At 74.7% G+C, this 13,173-nt stretch carries 9 protein-coding genes; 5 read left to right on the forward strand and 4 right to left on the reverse strand.

The features are described from left to right. Positions 1-24: 24 nt before the first annotated feature. A complete protein-coding gene (locus ACWEEU_RS08275) occupies positions 25-759 on the reverse strand; it encodes an acetoacetate decarboxylase (RefSeq protein ID WP_385748378.1) in 735 nt (244 codons plus the stop codon). Between the two features lie 169 nt (positions 760-928). On the opposite strand from ACWEEU_RS08275, the gene ACWEEU_RS08280 reads away from it, so the two are divergent. Together ACWEEU_RS08280 and ACWEEU_RS08285 are read left to right on the forward strand one after the other, a co-directional pair. Further along, a complete protein-coding gene (locus tag ACWEEU_RS08280) occupies positions 929-1,837 on the forward strand; it encodes a LysR family transcriptional regulator (RefSeq protein ID WP_451729977.1) in 909 nt (302 codons plus the stop codon). A 242-nt stretch (positions 1,838-2,079) separates the two neighbouring features. Continuing rightward, the gene (locus ACWEEU_RS08285) at positions 2,080-2,664 is read left to right on the forward strand and encodes an Rv1733c family protein (RefSeq protein WP_451729980.1); all 585 of its coding nucleotides are present in this window, start codon (positions 2,080-2,082) and stop codon (positions 2,662-2,664) included. 51 nt (positions 2,665-2,715) lie between these two features. On the opposite strand, the gene ACWEEU_RS08290 is transcribed toward ACWEEU_RS08285, so the two are convergent. Next, positions 2,716-4,383 carry an acyl-CoA dehydrogenase family protein gene (locus ACWEEU_RS08290; RefSeq protein ID WP_451729983.1) on the reverse strand — a complete coding sequence of 556 codons (1,668 nt, stop codon included), beginning with the start codon at positions 4,381-4,383 and terminating at the stop codon, positions 2,716-2,718. Between the two features lie 71 nt (positions 4,384-4,454). Between ACWEEU_RS08290 and ACWEEU_RS08295 the strand changes: the two genes are divergently transcribed. The 3 genes from ACWEEU_RS08295 to ACWEEU_RS08305 all read left to right on the forward strand — a co-directional run bounded on the left by ACWEEU_RS08295 (position 4,455) and on the right by ACWEEU_RS08305 (position 10,283). Next, positions 4,455-5,210, forward strand: coding sequence for a PaaX family transcriptional regulator C-terminal domain-containing protein (locus ACWEEU_RS08295; protein WP_451729986.1), 756 nt, complete (start codon positions 4,455-4,457; stop codon positions 5,208-5,210). A 176-nt stretch (positions 5,211-5,386) separates the two neighbouring features. Then, entirely contained in the window at positions 5,387-5,908 is a 522-nt protein-coding gene (locus ACWEEU_RS08300) for a hypothetical protein (RefSeq protein ID WP_385748391.1), read from the forward strand. Positions 5,909-5,918: 10 nt separating this feature from the next. Beyond that, a complete protein-coding gene (locus tag ACWEEU_RS08305; protein ID WP_451729990.1) occupies positions 5,919-10,283 on the forward strand; it encodes an HAD-IC family P-type ATPase in 4,365 nt (1,454 codons plus the stop codon). A gap of 23 nt (positions 10,284-10,306) precedes the next feature. On the opposite strand, the gene ACWEEU_RS08310 is transcribed toward ACWEEU_RS08305, so the two are convergent. Then, the gene (locus ACWEEU_RS08310) at positions 10,307-11,680 is read right to left on the reverse strand and encodes a nucleobase:cation symporter-2 family protein (protein ID WP_451729993.1); all 1,374 of its coding nucleotides are present in this window, start codon (positions 11,678-11,680) and stop codon (positions 10,307-10,309) included. A gap of 129 nt (positions 11,681-11,809) precedes the next feature. Further along, positions 11,810-13,168: an FAD-dependent oxidoreductase gene (locus tag ACWEEU_RS08315; protein WP_451729996.1), complete on the reverse strand. Its 1,359-nt coding sequence runs from the start codon at positions 13,166-13,168 to the stop codon at positions 11,810-11,812. Between the last annotated feature and the right edge of the window lie 5 nt (positions 13,169-13,173).

Consider the following 13,173-nt stretch of genomic DNA (forward strand, 5'->3'; position numbering starts at 1 on the left):
ACTCGTGCCGGGCCGCGCGCGGGATCAGGCGAGGTAGTCGAAGACCGGCTCGACCGGGTCGAGGGACAGATCCGTGAGGATGTGGCTCGCGCTCACGATCTCCAGCACCGGCAGATCCGCGAGCGGCGCCATCACGTGCGCGAAGAACTGAAGCCGCGCGGGGCCGGTGAACGCGCTCTTCACGGTGATGTCCGTGATCCGGGTGCGGACCAGTTCGCAGATGCGCGGGGTGCCGTCGTAGTTCGGCACCGTCTTGATCATGAACGTCGGCATGCAGAGCTCGGCGCGGGCCTCGTCCAGGTCCATCGCGCGCTGCTTGTAGCCCATGGTCGCGTTGGCCACGCGCAGGCTGCCGTAGTCCAGCGTGCCCACCAGCGTGTCGGAGTCGACGTACAGGGTGGGGGAGCCGGACTTCTTCGGGTACGCGCTGTACTCGCGGCCGCTGGAGATCGCCGGGACACTGTCGACATACATCGCGAGGTTGAACTCGCCGCGCTCACCCTCGTGTTCGACGGTGATGAGCTGCCCGGCCTCGGTGTAGTCGCCCAGGCCGGTGGTGTCGGGCATCCGCATGACCTCGAAGCGGACCAGCGGGTCCGGGACCGTGAGCGGCTCGGGGACCAGGCGGCGCAACGCCCCGGGGTCGGTGCGGTAGGTGATGTTCAGATACTCGCGGTCGGTGAAGCGGTACCGCGTGGGCGCGTAGGCCGGGGAGTCCACCGGGGTGGTGAAGAGCCGGGCGACGTCCTGCTGGCGCATGGGGTGCCTCCAGGGAGAGGGCCGCCGTACGTGCCCGGGCCTCTCCCGCGTGGGATTGCTGAAAACCGGTAGTGCCGGGGAGCCGCCGCCGTCTCGCGTGGCATCCCCTGGTGTCCAGTGGACGCCTCACGCGCAGGTCTGTCCAATATATGATTGGCTAGCGTTCGATATGGCTGACGATATCAATCTGACGAAGCGCCTCCTCGAGCAGTTTCTGGTGGTGGCCGACGAGCGGCATTTCGGCCGGGCGGCGGAGCGGCTCTTCATGAGCCAGCCCCCGCTCAGCCAGTCGATCCAGCGCCTGGAGCGCGGGCTCGGGGTGCGGCTGTTCGACCGGGGTCCCGGCGGGGTCGCGCTGACCCCGGCGGGCGAGGCGTTCGCCGTGGACGCCCGGCGCCTCCTCGACTCCCAGTCCGCCGCGATCGAGCGGGTGCGACGGGTGGCCGCGGGCCTGGAGGGTGTCGTGCGCGTGGGGTACGTGAGCGTCCTCAGCCACCTCTATCTGCCCGGCTTCCTGCGCGCGGTGGCCGAGGAACTGCCCGGTCTGCGGGTCCATCTGCACCACGACTCCTCGACCGCCGTGGCCGAACTGGTCCGCTCCGGCGCCCTCGACCTCGGGTTCCTTCGTGACCCCGCGTCCGTGTCGGACGACGTCGTCAGCACCCCGTTCGCGGTGGAGCGCATCGCCGCCGCCCTGCCGGACGGACACCCGCTCGCCGGGGCCGATCAGATCGACCTCGCCGACCTGAGCGACGAGGACTTCGTCCTGCCCGACCCCGTGGCCCTGCCGACCCTGGCCCGCCAGATCCAACTCGCCTGTCACGACGTGGGTTTCCTGCCCCGGGGCCTGGCGGTGGCCGACGACCTCTCCGGGCTGTACAGCTATGTGGCCTCCGGTCTGTGCGTCGGACTGCTGCCCGGGCGGCTCGGCGGCTTCCCCGTCCCCGGGGTCGTCTTCGTCCCGCTGCGGGGCGCGTCGTCGTACCTGGAGACGAGCGTGGTCGCCGTACGCCGCCCGGAGGCGGACGCGGCCGTACTGCGGCTGCTGGAGCTGATCGACCGCCGCGCGGGCGGATGAGCGTCGCATCTCGGCCACCCGGCCGGTGACCTGGATCTCCGTCCGGCAAGTCCACGCAGGTCGGCGGGGGTTGGTACGGCCGGTGACCGGGCTCCTCCGGGCGGTCTGCCGGATGTGGCTGCGCGCGAGGTGTCTCCCGTGCGACCGTCGGCAAGGCGGACCGTCCTGAGCAACAGGGCGGAGCCGCCCGTATGGGAGGACGGTACGGCCGGTCGGCGCGCTCGGTGAGGAGGATGCCCTTGATGGCGTTCCGTGGTCCGCAGGTGTGGTTCTGGCGCTGGCGGCGCAACCCGCTCAGGCGCAGGGTCGACGTGGTGGAGGCGTGGGTGGTGCTCGGCGCCTGGGCGCTGACGGTGCTCGCCGGGGTGTCGGCAGGGCTCGCGGCGGCCCGGTCGGTGGACAGCGGGCTCGCCCGCGACCGCGCCACCTGGCATCAGGCCGTCGCCCGTGTCGTCTCCCGCGTCCCCGGCAGGTCCGCCGGGCAGAAGCCGAAGTCCGACGGGGAGCGGGTGTGGGCCCAGGTCCGCTGGACCGTGGCGGACGGCTCCGCCCACACCGGCCAGGTCCGGGTCGCGCCCGGCAGCCCGGCCGGTACGCCGGTCCGCGTCTGGACCGACCCGCAGGGCCACCTCGTCACCCGCCCGGCCACCGCAGCCGAGGCCGCCTTCCGCGCCGGTCTCCTCGGCACCCTGGTGGGTACGGCGGCGGGAGCTGTCCCCTTCGTCTGCGGGCGCGTCGTCCGCACCTCCCTGGAGCGCCGGCGCCTGGCCCACTGGGACGCGGAGTGGGCCAGGCTCGGACCGCGGTGGGGGCACACGACGGGGTGAGGACGCAGAGCCGCGGAGGGCCGGAACCGGACCTTGAGGGCCCGGGCCCGCTCAGCCCCGTTCCGGCAGCGCCCGCTCCAGGATCGTGTCCAGGTCCGTCCCCGCGGGGAGCGTGCCGAAGGCGTGCCCCCAGTCGCCGGCCAGGCGGGTCGCGCAGAAGGCGTCCGCGACGGCGGGCGGGGCGTGGCGGACCAACTGGGCGGCCTGGAGGGCGAGGGCCATCCGCTCGACCAGACGGCGCGCGGTGACCTGGTCGGCCTCGGCGAGCCGCCGCTTGAGGTCGGTCACCGTCGCGTCCAGGCGGGCGTCCGCGCCTTGGGCCAGGGCGAGTTCGGCGAACAGCGCCTCGGCGCTCTCCGGCTCGCGGACCAGCGCCCGCAGCACGTCGAGGGCGTTGACGTTTCCCGAGCCCTCCCAGATCGACAGCAGCGGGGCCTCCCGGTAGTGCCGGGGCATCCCGGAGTCCTCGACGTACCCGTTGCCGCCCAGGCACTCCAGCGCCTCGGCGGTGAACGCCGGGCCCCGCTTGGTCACCCAGTACTTGCCGACGGCGGTGGCGATCCGGCGGAAGGCCCGCTCCCCGGCGTCCCCGCGCACCGCCCGGTCCGCCGCCCCGGCAAGGCGCAGGGTGAGCGTCGTCGCCGCCTCCGACTCGAGGGCCAGGTCGGCCAGGACGTTGCGCATCAGCGGCTGGTCGAGGAGCCGGGCCCCGAACGCGCTGCGGTACCGGGCGTGGTGACCCGCCTCGACGAGCGTCTTGCGCATGAGCGTGGCCGAGGACATCACACAGTCGAGCCGGGTGCAGTTGACCATCTCGATGATGGTCTTCACCCCGCGCCCCTCGGGCCCCACCAGCCACGCCACCGTACGGTCGAACTCCGGCTCGGAGGACGCGTTCGAGCGGTTTCCGAGCTTGTCCTTCAGACGCTGGATGCGGAAGGTGTTGCGAGTGCCGTCCGGCAGCACGCGGGGCACCAGGAAGCAGGAGAGCCCGCCCGGCGCCTGGGCCAGCACCAGGAACACGTCGCACATCGGCGCCGAGGTGAACCACTTGTGGCCGCGCAGGGTGTACACCCCGGGTTCGCCGGTCGGCGTGGCCACGGTCGTGTTGGTGCGCACGTCCGAGCCGCCCTGCTTCTCGGTCATGCCCATCCCGGCGAGCAGCCCGGCCTTCTCGGTGGGCACGCGCAGCCCCGGCTCGTAGACCCGGCTGGTCAGCAGCGGCTCGTAGACCTTGGCGAGGTCCGGCTCGGCGCGCAGGGCGGGCACGGCGGCGTACGTCATCGACGTGGGGCAGCCGTGGCCCGCCTCCGTGTGCCCCCAGACCAGACCACCCGCCGTACGCGCCACGTGCGCGCCGACCCGCTCGTCCGCCCAGGGGGCGCCGGCCAGGCCCGCCTCGACGGCGGCGCCCATCAACGAGTGCCAGCTCGGGTGGAAGTCCACCTCGTCCACGCGGTTGCCGTAGCGGTCGTGGGTGCGCAGCTCCGGCTCGTGCCGGTTGGCCAGCTCGCCCCACTCCTGCGCCTGAGCGCCGCCCGCGCGCACGCCGAGGCGCCGGACGTCCCCCTCGGCCCACTCCGCGCCCTCGCGGCGCAGGCCCTCCAGCAGGGCGCGGTCGTCGGAGGCGTCGTACGGGGCGAGCGGCGGGGGCTGGTTGGTGACATCGTGGGTGGCGGACGACGGCGGGAGCGGCGGCTGCGCGGGCATCGAGACCATATGGCCATGTTGCACTCTCCGTACGGCCGCAGCAATAGTGCAACAGTGATCCGCCCGTACAGTACGTGCCCATGCCCCTGAAAGATCCGCCGGAGGGGACCGTCCCCGCACCGCGCCCCCTGTCCGCGCGGTCGGTCGTCCTGAGCGTGCTCCTCGGCGCTCACCCGCCCCGGCTGCCTGTCAAGGACCTGCTCCGGCTGGTCGAGCCGTTCGGCGTGGGCGGCTCCACCCTGCGCGCCGCGCTGAGCCGGATGGTCGCCGCGGGCGACCTGCGCCGCACGGACGCGGTGTACGGCCTCAGCGACCGGCTCCTCGCCCGCCAGCGGCGCCAGGACGAGGCGCTGCACCCCCTGACCCGGCCCTGGGACGGCGACTGGGAGATGCTGGTCGTCACGGCCACCGGCCGCGATCCCGCCGACCGTGCCGACCTCCGGTCCCGCCTCGGAGAACTCCGCCTGGCCGAACTCCGCGAGGGCGTCTGGCTCCGCCCGGCCAATCTGGCCCGGCCCCTGCCGGCGGAGCTGCGCCGCGTCGCCCTGACGTACCGCGGGCGCCCCGACGAACCCGCGCCACGCCTGGTCGCCCGTCTGTGGCCACTGCCCGCCTGGGCGAGGACCGCGGACACCCTGCTGACCCGGGCGGAAGAGGCGGGCACCCCGGGCGCCCGCCTGGGCGCGTACGCGGCGGTGGTCCGCCTTCTGCTGACCGATCCGGTGCTCCCGCCCGAACTCCTCCCCCCGGGCTGGCCGGGGGAGCGGCTGCGGTCCGCCTACGCGGAGTACCAGCGGGAGCTGGCGGGGTCGGTGGGGCTGCCGGGGGCTGGCTGAGCGGGCTCTGCCGCTGAGCGGTCCCGCCGGGGGCGGGAGAGGGCAGCGGCCGTCGGGTAGCCCGCCCGCCCCCGCCGAGTGGCGGCGAGCCACGCCCTGGCGTTCCCTGGGATGAGGGGGTGGACAGCGTGTGCGTGCTCGTGGGGCACGGCAGGCGAACGCACCCGAGGAGAGTCATGGCTGAGCGGAAGTCCTCGTCGGTCCTCACCGCGCCCCTGCGCGGCGCCGCCTCCGTCCTGGGCAGAGTGCCCGGTGCCGCCACGGTCGGCAAGGCGGCACAGGAGACGCTGGACAAGGTCGGCGCCGTGTCCCCGCGCGGGCGCCGCGTGCTCGTGTACACCGGGGCGGGCGTGCTGGGGGTCACGGGAGTCGTGGAGTGGCCGGTCGCGCTCACCGGAGCGGCCGTCGCCTGGCTGACCCAGCCCCGCCCGGCGCACCCCGCGAACGGCGCCCCCCTGGCGGAGGAAACGGCGGCGAAGACCGACGCCGACGTGGACCCGGATGCCCCCCACGACCTCGGCACAGCCGCCCTCAGATCCGGCACTGAGGCATCCGGTACCGAACCGGAGCCGCACCACCAAGAACCCCCCGGCCCCGTCAAGGCGAACCCGGTGAATCCGGCGCGTACCGGCGCCCACGCCAAGGGCACCACCGGCCCCCTCGGGCCCACCGCCCGCCCCGAACGCACCAGCCTCTGACGGCGCCGCAATGGTGCTGAAGCTGCTGATGTCGCCGCTCACCGCCGTCCGACGGCTGCCCGCCGTGCCCGGACTTCTCGCCGGAGCCGCCGCGCCCGCCGTCGGAATGGCGGCGGGCGCGGCGGTCGGCACCGCCCGCGCGGGCGTGCGAGCCGCCGACACGACCGCCCGGGTGACCCGGGTCGTGCGCTCCGCGCTGCCCGGCGGCCCCGCCCACTGGCGCGCGGGTGCCCGCGTCCACCTCCCGCTGCGCGCCGTCCACCCGGAGCGCGTACGCCACGAGGGCGGCACCGCGTACCTGGCCCGGCGGATCGCCGTCGCCCTGGCGGAGCGGCCCGACGTGGTCTTCGCCTACTGGGACGAGGGCCTGGCCCGCCTCGTCGTCACCGTCGCCGAGGACTACATGCTCGACCGGGTCGTGGACTACGCGGCCGACCTCGCCGAGCGCGAGGGACTGCTCATGGCGGGCGACGACCCCGAGGGGAACACCCACCCCGCCGACCCCGCCGGAGTGCGCGCCGCCGCGGCCACCCTCGGCATCGACATCCTCGGCATCTTTGTCGCCGTCACCACGTCCCTGCTGCGCACACCCCCCACGCCCCGCGCGCTCACCGCCCTGGTCACCCTGCTGCGCGAGAACCCCCCCTTCCGCGCCCTGCTGCGCGCCCGCATCGGCGCCACCCGCATGGACCTCCTGCTGGCCACCGCGAACGCCATCGTCCACGCCGCCGGGCAGACCCCCATCTCGCTGGTGCTCGACGGCGCCCTGCGCGGCTGCCAGCTCGCCGAGACCGTGGCCCGCGCCGCCGCCTTCGACACGGTCCACGACCAGCTCTGCTCCCCCGACCGCGTCAGCGTCACCGCCGACGACACCCCGCGCCCGCCCCTGCGCCAGTCCCCCACGCAGGCGTACGCCGCCCACGCCTCGGTCGGCAGCCTGCTCGGCGCGGTGGCCGACTTCCTGGTCAAGCACGACACACCCTCCGCCGCCGAGGCCGTGCTCGCCGGTTCACCGAAGGCCGCCCGCTACGCGCCCGCCGCCTTCAACGCCGTGTTCGGCACCTCCCTCGCCCGCGACGGCGTGCTCGTCCGCGACCCCGAGCGGCTCAGACAGCTCGAGATCGCGGGCACCCTCGTCCTCCACCCGAGCGCGCTGCGCACCGACGAGGGGCTGGGCGACCCGTGGACCGAGGCCGTCCTCGACGCCGCCCGCCGCGCCGGACTCCGCGTCGTTCTGGTCGACGACCCCGCCCTGGAGGACTTCGCCGGTCTCGCCGACCAGGTGGTGGACGCCCGGCGCCCGCTGGACGACGTGGTGTACGCGCTGCGCGCCGACACCGGCGAGGAGGACGACGTCGAAGCGGCCCGCGGCCGGGAGGACGTCGTCATCACCGTCGCCCGGCCGCGCACCGCCGAGGAGCGCGAGGTGCTGGCCGGGCTGCGCGGCAGCGACATCGCCGTGGTGCTCACCGACCACGGCGGCGCCGTGGTCTGGGACGCCGACGTCCTCGCCCCGCACGGACTGCCCGACGTGTGGCGGCTGCTGACCGCGATCCCCGCCGCCCGCGACGTCAGCAGACGCGGACAGGTCCTCGCCCGCTCCGGCGCCGCGCTCTCCGGCCTCCTCGTGGCCATCGGGGACGGCCACGACGGCGGCAGGCGCCGCTCGCTGCTGCCCGGACTGCGGCACGCGCCGGTCGACACCGGGGCGCTCACCGCGCTGCTCGCGGGGATCTGGGCCGCCCTGGGTGTGGCCTCCGCCCGCACCCCGCGCCCCCGCGCCCGGGTCCGCTGGCACGAACTCGGCCCCGATGAGGCCATGGAGCGCCTCGACCGCACCGCCGACGCCCCGCCCACCGCACTGGAGCGCACGCTCGCCGCGGCCCGCAGCACCGTCCGGCACGCGGTACGGCATCCCGCGCTCGTCCCCGCCCGCTGGAGCTGGCAGCTCGGCCAGGCCGTACGCAGCGAACTGGACGACCCGCTCACCCCGGTGCTCGCCGTCGGCTCCGCCGCCTCCGCCATCCTCGGCTCGGTCGTGGACGCCCTCCTCGTCGTCGGCGCCCTCGACCTGAACGCGCTCGTCGGCGGAGTCCAGCGGCTGCGCGCCGAACGGGCCCTGTCCGGGCTCCAGGCCGAACAGCAGCGCAAGGCCCGGGTGGCACCCCCGCCGGAGGAGGCCCCGGCAGGCGGCACCGTCACCGTCGACGCGGGCAAACTGCGCCCTGGCGACGTGATCGAGCTGAAAGGCGACGACGTGGTACCCGCCGACGCCCGGCTGCTGTGGGAGGACGGCCTTGAGGTGGACGAGTCCGCCCTCACCGGCGAGTCCCTGCCGGTGCAGAAGGACGCCGATCCCACCCCGCACGCCCCCGTCGCCGAACGGCGCTGCATGGTCTTCGAGGGCACGACCGTGGTGGCGGGCACCGCACACGCCGTCGTGGTCGACATCGGGGAGCGCACCGAGGCCGCCCGCGCCGTCCACCTCGCCGGGCGCACGCCCCCGGCCACCGGAGTGCAGGGCCGCCTCCAGGAACTCACCCGCAAGGCGCTGCCGTTGACGCTCGCGGGCGGCGCCGCCGTCACCGGACTCGCGCTGCTGCGCGGCACCCCGGTGCGCGAGGCGGTCAGCGGGGGCGTGGCCGTCGCCGTGGCCGCGGTGCCCGAGGGTCTGCCGCTCGTCGCCACCGTCGCCCAGCTCGCCGCCGCCCGGCGGCTCAGCCGCGACGGCGTGCTCGTACGCACCCCGCGCACCCTGGAGGCCCTCGGCCGCGTCGACACCTTCTGCTTCGACAAGACCGGCACCCTCACCGAGAACCGGCTCCGCCTGGTCCGGGTCTCCGACGCCGAGGGCACGGTCGGCGCCGTCGACGACCCCGGACCCGCACGCACCCTGCTGCGAGCGGCCCGCGCCTGCCCCCGCGTGAACGGCGGGTCCGGGCGCCCCGTGCACGCCACCGACGAGGCCGTCCTCGACGCCGCGGGACCCGACCCGGTGTGGACCCAGCTCGGCGGCCTGTCCTTCGAGGCCGCCCGGGGCTACGCCGCCGCCGTCGGCCGCGAGGGCGGCGGACCCCGGCTCCTCGTGGTCAAGGGCGCCCCCGAGACCGTCCTGCCCGCCTGCGAGGGCACCCCCGACCCCGCCTTCGCGACCGCGCACGACCTGGCCGGGGACGGACTGCGCGTCCTGGCGGTGGCCGCACGCCCCCTCGCCGACGACGAGGACGAGACCGAGGTCCTCGAAGACCCGCTGCACGCCCTGGAGTTCAACGGCCTCCTCGCGCTCTCCGACGTACCCCGCGAGACCTCCCGGGCCCTGGTGCGCGGACTCTACGAGGAGGGCGTACGCCCCGTCATGCTCACCGGCGACCATCCGCAGACCGCCCGTGCCATCGCCCGCGACCTGGGCTGGCCCGAGGGCACCGAGGTCGTCACCGGGGACGAACTGGCCGCCGCCGACCGCAGGACCCGCGCCCGGATGCTCCGCGACGCCGGAGTGGTCGCCCGGGTCGCGCCCGAGCAGAAACTCCAGGTCGTGGAGGCGCTGCGGGACGCCGGCCGGGTGGTCGGCATGGTCGGGGACGGCGCCAACGACGCCGCCGCGATCCGCGCCGCCGACATCGGTGTGGGCATCAGCGCCCGGGGCTCGGCCGCCGCCCGCAACGCCGCCGACATCGTGCTCACCGACGACGACCTGACCGTCCTGATCGACGCCATCGGCGAGGGCCGCTCGCTGTGGCACAGCGTCGCCGACGCCATCGCCATCCTCATCGGCGGCAACGCGGGCGAGGTCGGCTTCGGCATCATCGGCACCCTGGTCTCCGGCACCGCGCCGCTGTCCACGCGCCAGATGCTGCTGGTCAACCTGTTCACCGACCTGTTCCCGGCGATGGCGGTCGCCGTCACCCCGAAGACCGCCGACGACGCGGCGGCGGGCGAGTGGGCCACCACCCCGGAGGACGCGGCGGGCGGTGTCCTCGGCGCACCCCTGATCCGGCAGATCCGGTACCGAGCGCTCACCACCGCGCTCGGCGCGACCGTAGCCTGGCTGTTCGGCCGCTTCACCCCCGGCACCGCCCGGCGCTCCAGCACCATGGCGCTGTGCGGCGTGGTCGGCACCCAGCTCGTGCAGACCCTCCTCGACCGCCGCGACAGCACCCTCGTCCGGTTCACCGCCCTCGGCTCGGCCGCCGTCCTCGTCGCCGTCATCCAGACCCCCGGCGTCAGCAACCTCGTCGGCTGCACCCCGCTCGGCCCCGTCGCCTGGACCGGCGTGGCCCTGGCGATCGTCCTCGCGGTGGCGGGCCAGCGGACACTGCCGCGCCTGGAGGCGGCGGTCGTCCGGCTGCTCCCGAAGGAGGAGGAAGCGGCCTGAGCCGTCGCCGGGCCGCAAGGCCGCTAGGCCGTGGTCTCCCGCGTCGGCGTCTGCGAACCTTCGGCCGGTGCGGCGGGTTCGTCGGTCCCGCCCCGGCGTGACGGCAGATGGTTGAACAGCAGGTTGAGCGCGATCGCGGTCAGACAGCCCGCGCTGATCCCGCTGTTCATCACCGTCTGGAACCAGTCCGGGAACTTCGCGTACACACCCGGTACCCCCACCGGCAGCATCCCGACCGCCACCGAGACCGCGACGACCGTCAGATTGTGGTTGTCCTTGAACTCGACCCGGGCCAGCGTCCGCAGCCCGCTCGCCGCGACCGTGCCGAACATCACGAGCCCCGCCCCGCCGAGCACCGGCGCGGGAACCGCCGCCACCAGGGCGCCCAGCTTGGGCAGCAGACCGAGCAGCACGAGGAGTGCCCCGGCCGCGGCGACCACCCAGCGGCTGCGCACCCGGGTCATCCCGACCAGGCCCACGTTCTGCGCGTACGCCGTGTACGGGAACGTGTTGAACACCCCGCCGAGCACGGTCGACAGACCGTCCGCGCGCAGCCCGTCGGCCAGCGAGCGCCGCTGTATCCGACGGTTCGTCAACTCACCCACCGCGATCAGGTCGCCCGTGGTCTCCGTCATCGTCACCAGCGCCACCACCAGCATGGAGACGATCGCGGACACCCGGAACTCGGGCGCCCCGAAGTGGAACGGGGTGCTGATGCCCACCCAGTCCGCGTCCGCGACCCCGCCGAAGTCAGTGAAGCCGAGCGGCACGGCCACCGCGAGGCCCACCACGATGCCGGTCAGCACGGCGATCCGGGAGAGGAACGCGGGGGCGAACCGCTGCACCCCGAGCACCACCACCAGCACGAACGCCGCGAGCGCCAGATTCCGGGGTGCCCCGAAGTCCTTCGCGCCCGCTCCGCCGGCCGCCCAGTTGCCCGCCACCGGCAGCAGCGAGACCCCGATGATCAGGATCACCGTGCCGGTGACCAGCGGCGGGAAGAAGCGCAGCAGCCTGCCGAACACCGGTGCGAGGAGCATGATCGCAAGCCCCGCCACGATCACCGCACCGTAGATCGCGGGCAGTCCGCCGCCCGTCGTCCCGATCAGCACCATCGGCGAGACGGCCGCGAAGGTGCACCCCTGCATGATCGGCAGCCGTACGCCGAACCGCCAGACCCCGACGCACTGGATCAGCGTCGCCACCCCGCACACCAGCAGATCGGCGGTGATCAGATAAGCCAGGTCGGCGGCGGACAGCCGCATCGCGCCGCCCACGATCAACGGCACCGCCACCGCGCCCGCGTACATCGCGAGCACGTGCTGAAGGCCGAAGGCCGCGAGAGCGCGCACCGGGGGTATCTCGTCGACGGGATGGACGACTGCGGTCTCTGTCATGGGTACTCCAGGCGGCGGTGGGGGAGCGGCATCCGAACTGCAGGCGACGGTAAGCGCCTTGAACAGATTGTTGATTTCCGCGGTGTTGCCGCCGTGTGTCCTGCCCCGCCGGAGCCGCGGGGATGCCGACTACCCGGCGTCCGTCGCCTGCATGGTCCGCGCGGCCGCCAACAGCTCTTCCCAGTCGGCCAGTTTGACCACCTTCCGCCCGAGGCGCGCCCCCAGCTCCGCCTCGGCCCGCTCGATGGCCAGCCATCCCGGCCAGGGCACCGGCTCGATCCCCGACTCCCGCAGCGCCGCGAGGGGTTCGTCGGCCACCACGCGGGCGGCGAGCGCGGGCGCGTCGGCGAGCAGCGAGGTCACCGTCTCCTTGGCGCACGACCGGTTGCTGCCGATCACCCCGGTCGGACCGCGCTTGATCCACCCGGCGACGTACTCACCGGCCGACGGCACCCCGTCCCGCAGCACCCGGCCCTCCCGGTGCGGCACGGTCCCGGTCACCGGGGCGAAGGGCAGCCCCTCGGGCGGCACTCCGCGATAACCCACCGAGCGCAGCACCAACTGCGCCTGTACGTCCTCGAACTGTCCTGTGCCGATGACACCGCCCCGCCCGTCCGGCGCCGTCCGCTCGAAGCGCACACCGCCCACCCGGCCGTTCTCCTCCAGGATTTCGACGGGCCGCAGGAAGAACCGCATCCGGATGTCCCGCTCCGCCCCCGGTCCCGGGAGGGCCGCCCAGTCGCGCAGCACCTCCGCGTTGCGCCGCTGCGCGGAGGGCAGCGCGGACAGCTCCGCGAAGGCCGGGTCGAGCACCAACTCCGCCGGGTCCACGTGGACTTGCGTACCGGGCACCTGTCCCAGCTCGCGCAGCTCCTTCGTGGTGAAGCGGGCCTGGGTGGGTCCGCGTCTGGCCGCCATGTGCACCTCGCGGATGCCGCTCGCGGCCAGTGCGTCCAGGGGGGCCTGCGGCATGTCCGTGCCGTGCAGCTCCGGCGCGCCCCGCACCAGCATCCGGGTCACGTCCAGCGCCACGTTGCCCGCGCCGATCACCACCGCCGAACGCACGTCGTCCAGCGCCCCGAGGGCCGCCGCGTCCGGGTGGGCGCTGTACCAGGACACGAAGTCCGTCGCCGCCCAGCTTCCCGGGAGATCCTCGCCGGGGATGCCCAGGCGGCGGCCGATGGCGGCGCCCACGCAGTAGACGACCGCGTGATACGTCTCCCGCAGCCGCTCGGGCGCGACGCCCTGCGGGCCGCCGACCTCGACCCCGCCGAGGAACCGCACCCGGTCGTGCTCCAGTACCGTCCGCAGACTGTCCTGGAGCGACTTGATCTTCTCGTGGTCCGGGGCGACGCCGTAGCGCACCAGGCCGAAGGGCGCGGGGAGCCGGTCCAGTACGTCCACCCGCACGTCCGGATGCTGCTGGACCAGGTTCTGCGCGGTGTAGCACCCGCTCGGTCCGGAGCCGACGACGGCGACACGCAGCACGGCGG

The organism is Streptomyces sp. NPDC005004, assembly GCF_053600675.1.

Bases quoted from the DNA above. Each gene is read 5' to 3' on its own strand.
- ACWEEU_RS08295 (WP_451729986.1), top strand. From the start codon at position 4,455: ATGCCCCTGAAAGATCCGCCGGAGGGGACCGTCCCCGCACCGCGCCCC.
- ACWEEU_RS08290 (WP_451729983.1), bottom strand. From the start codon at position 4,383: ATGGTCTCGATGCCCGCGCAGCCGCCGCTCCCGCCGTCGTCCGCCACC.
- ACWEEU_RS08300 (WP_385748391.1), top strand. From the start codon at position 5,387: ATGGCTGAGCGGAAGTCCTCGTCGGTCCTCACCGCGCCCCTGCGCGGC.
- ACWEEU_RS08280 (WP_451729977.1), top strand. From the start codon at position 929: ATGGCTGACGATATCAATCTGACGAAGCGCCTCCTCGAGCAGTTTCTG.
- ACWEEU_RS08310 (WP_451729993.1), bottom strand. From the start codon at position 11,680: ATGACAGAGACCGCAGTCGTCCATCCCGTCGACGAGATACCCCCGGTG.
- ACWEEU_RS08285 (WP_451729980.1), top strand. From the start codon at position 2,080: ATGGCGTTCCGTGGTCCGCAGGTGTGGTTCTGGCGCTGGCGGCGCAAC.
- ACWEEU_RS08305 (WP_451729990.1), top strand. From the start codon at position 5,919: ATGGTGCTGAAGCTGCTGATGTCGCCGCTCACCGCCGTCCGACGGCTG.
- ACWEEU_RS08275 (WP_385748378.1), bottom strand. From the start codon at position 759: ATGCGCCAGCAGGACGTCGCCCGGCTCTTCACCACCCCGGTGGACTCC.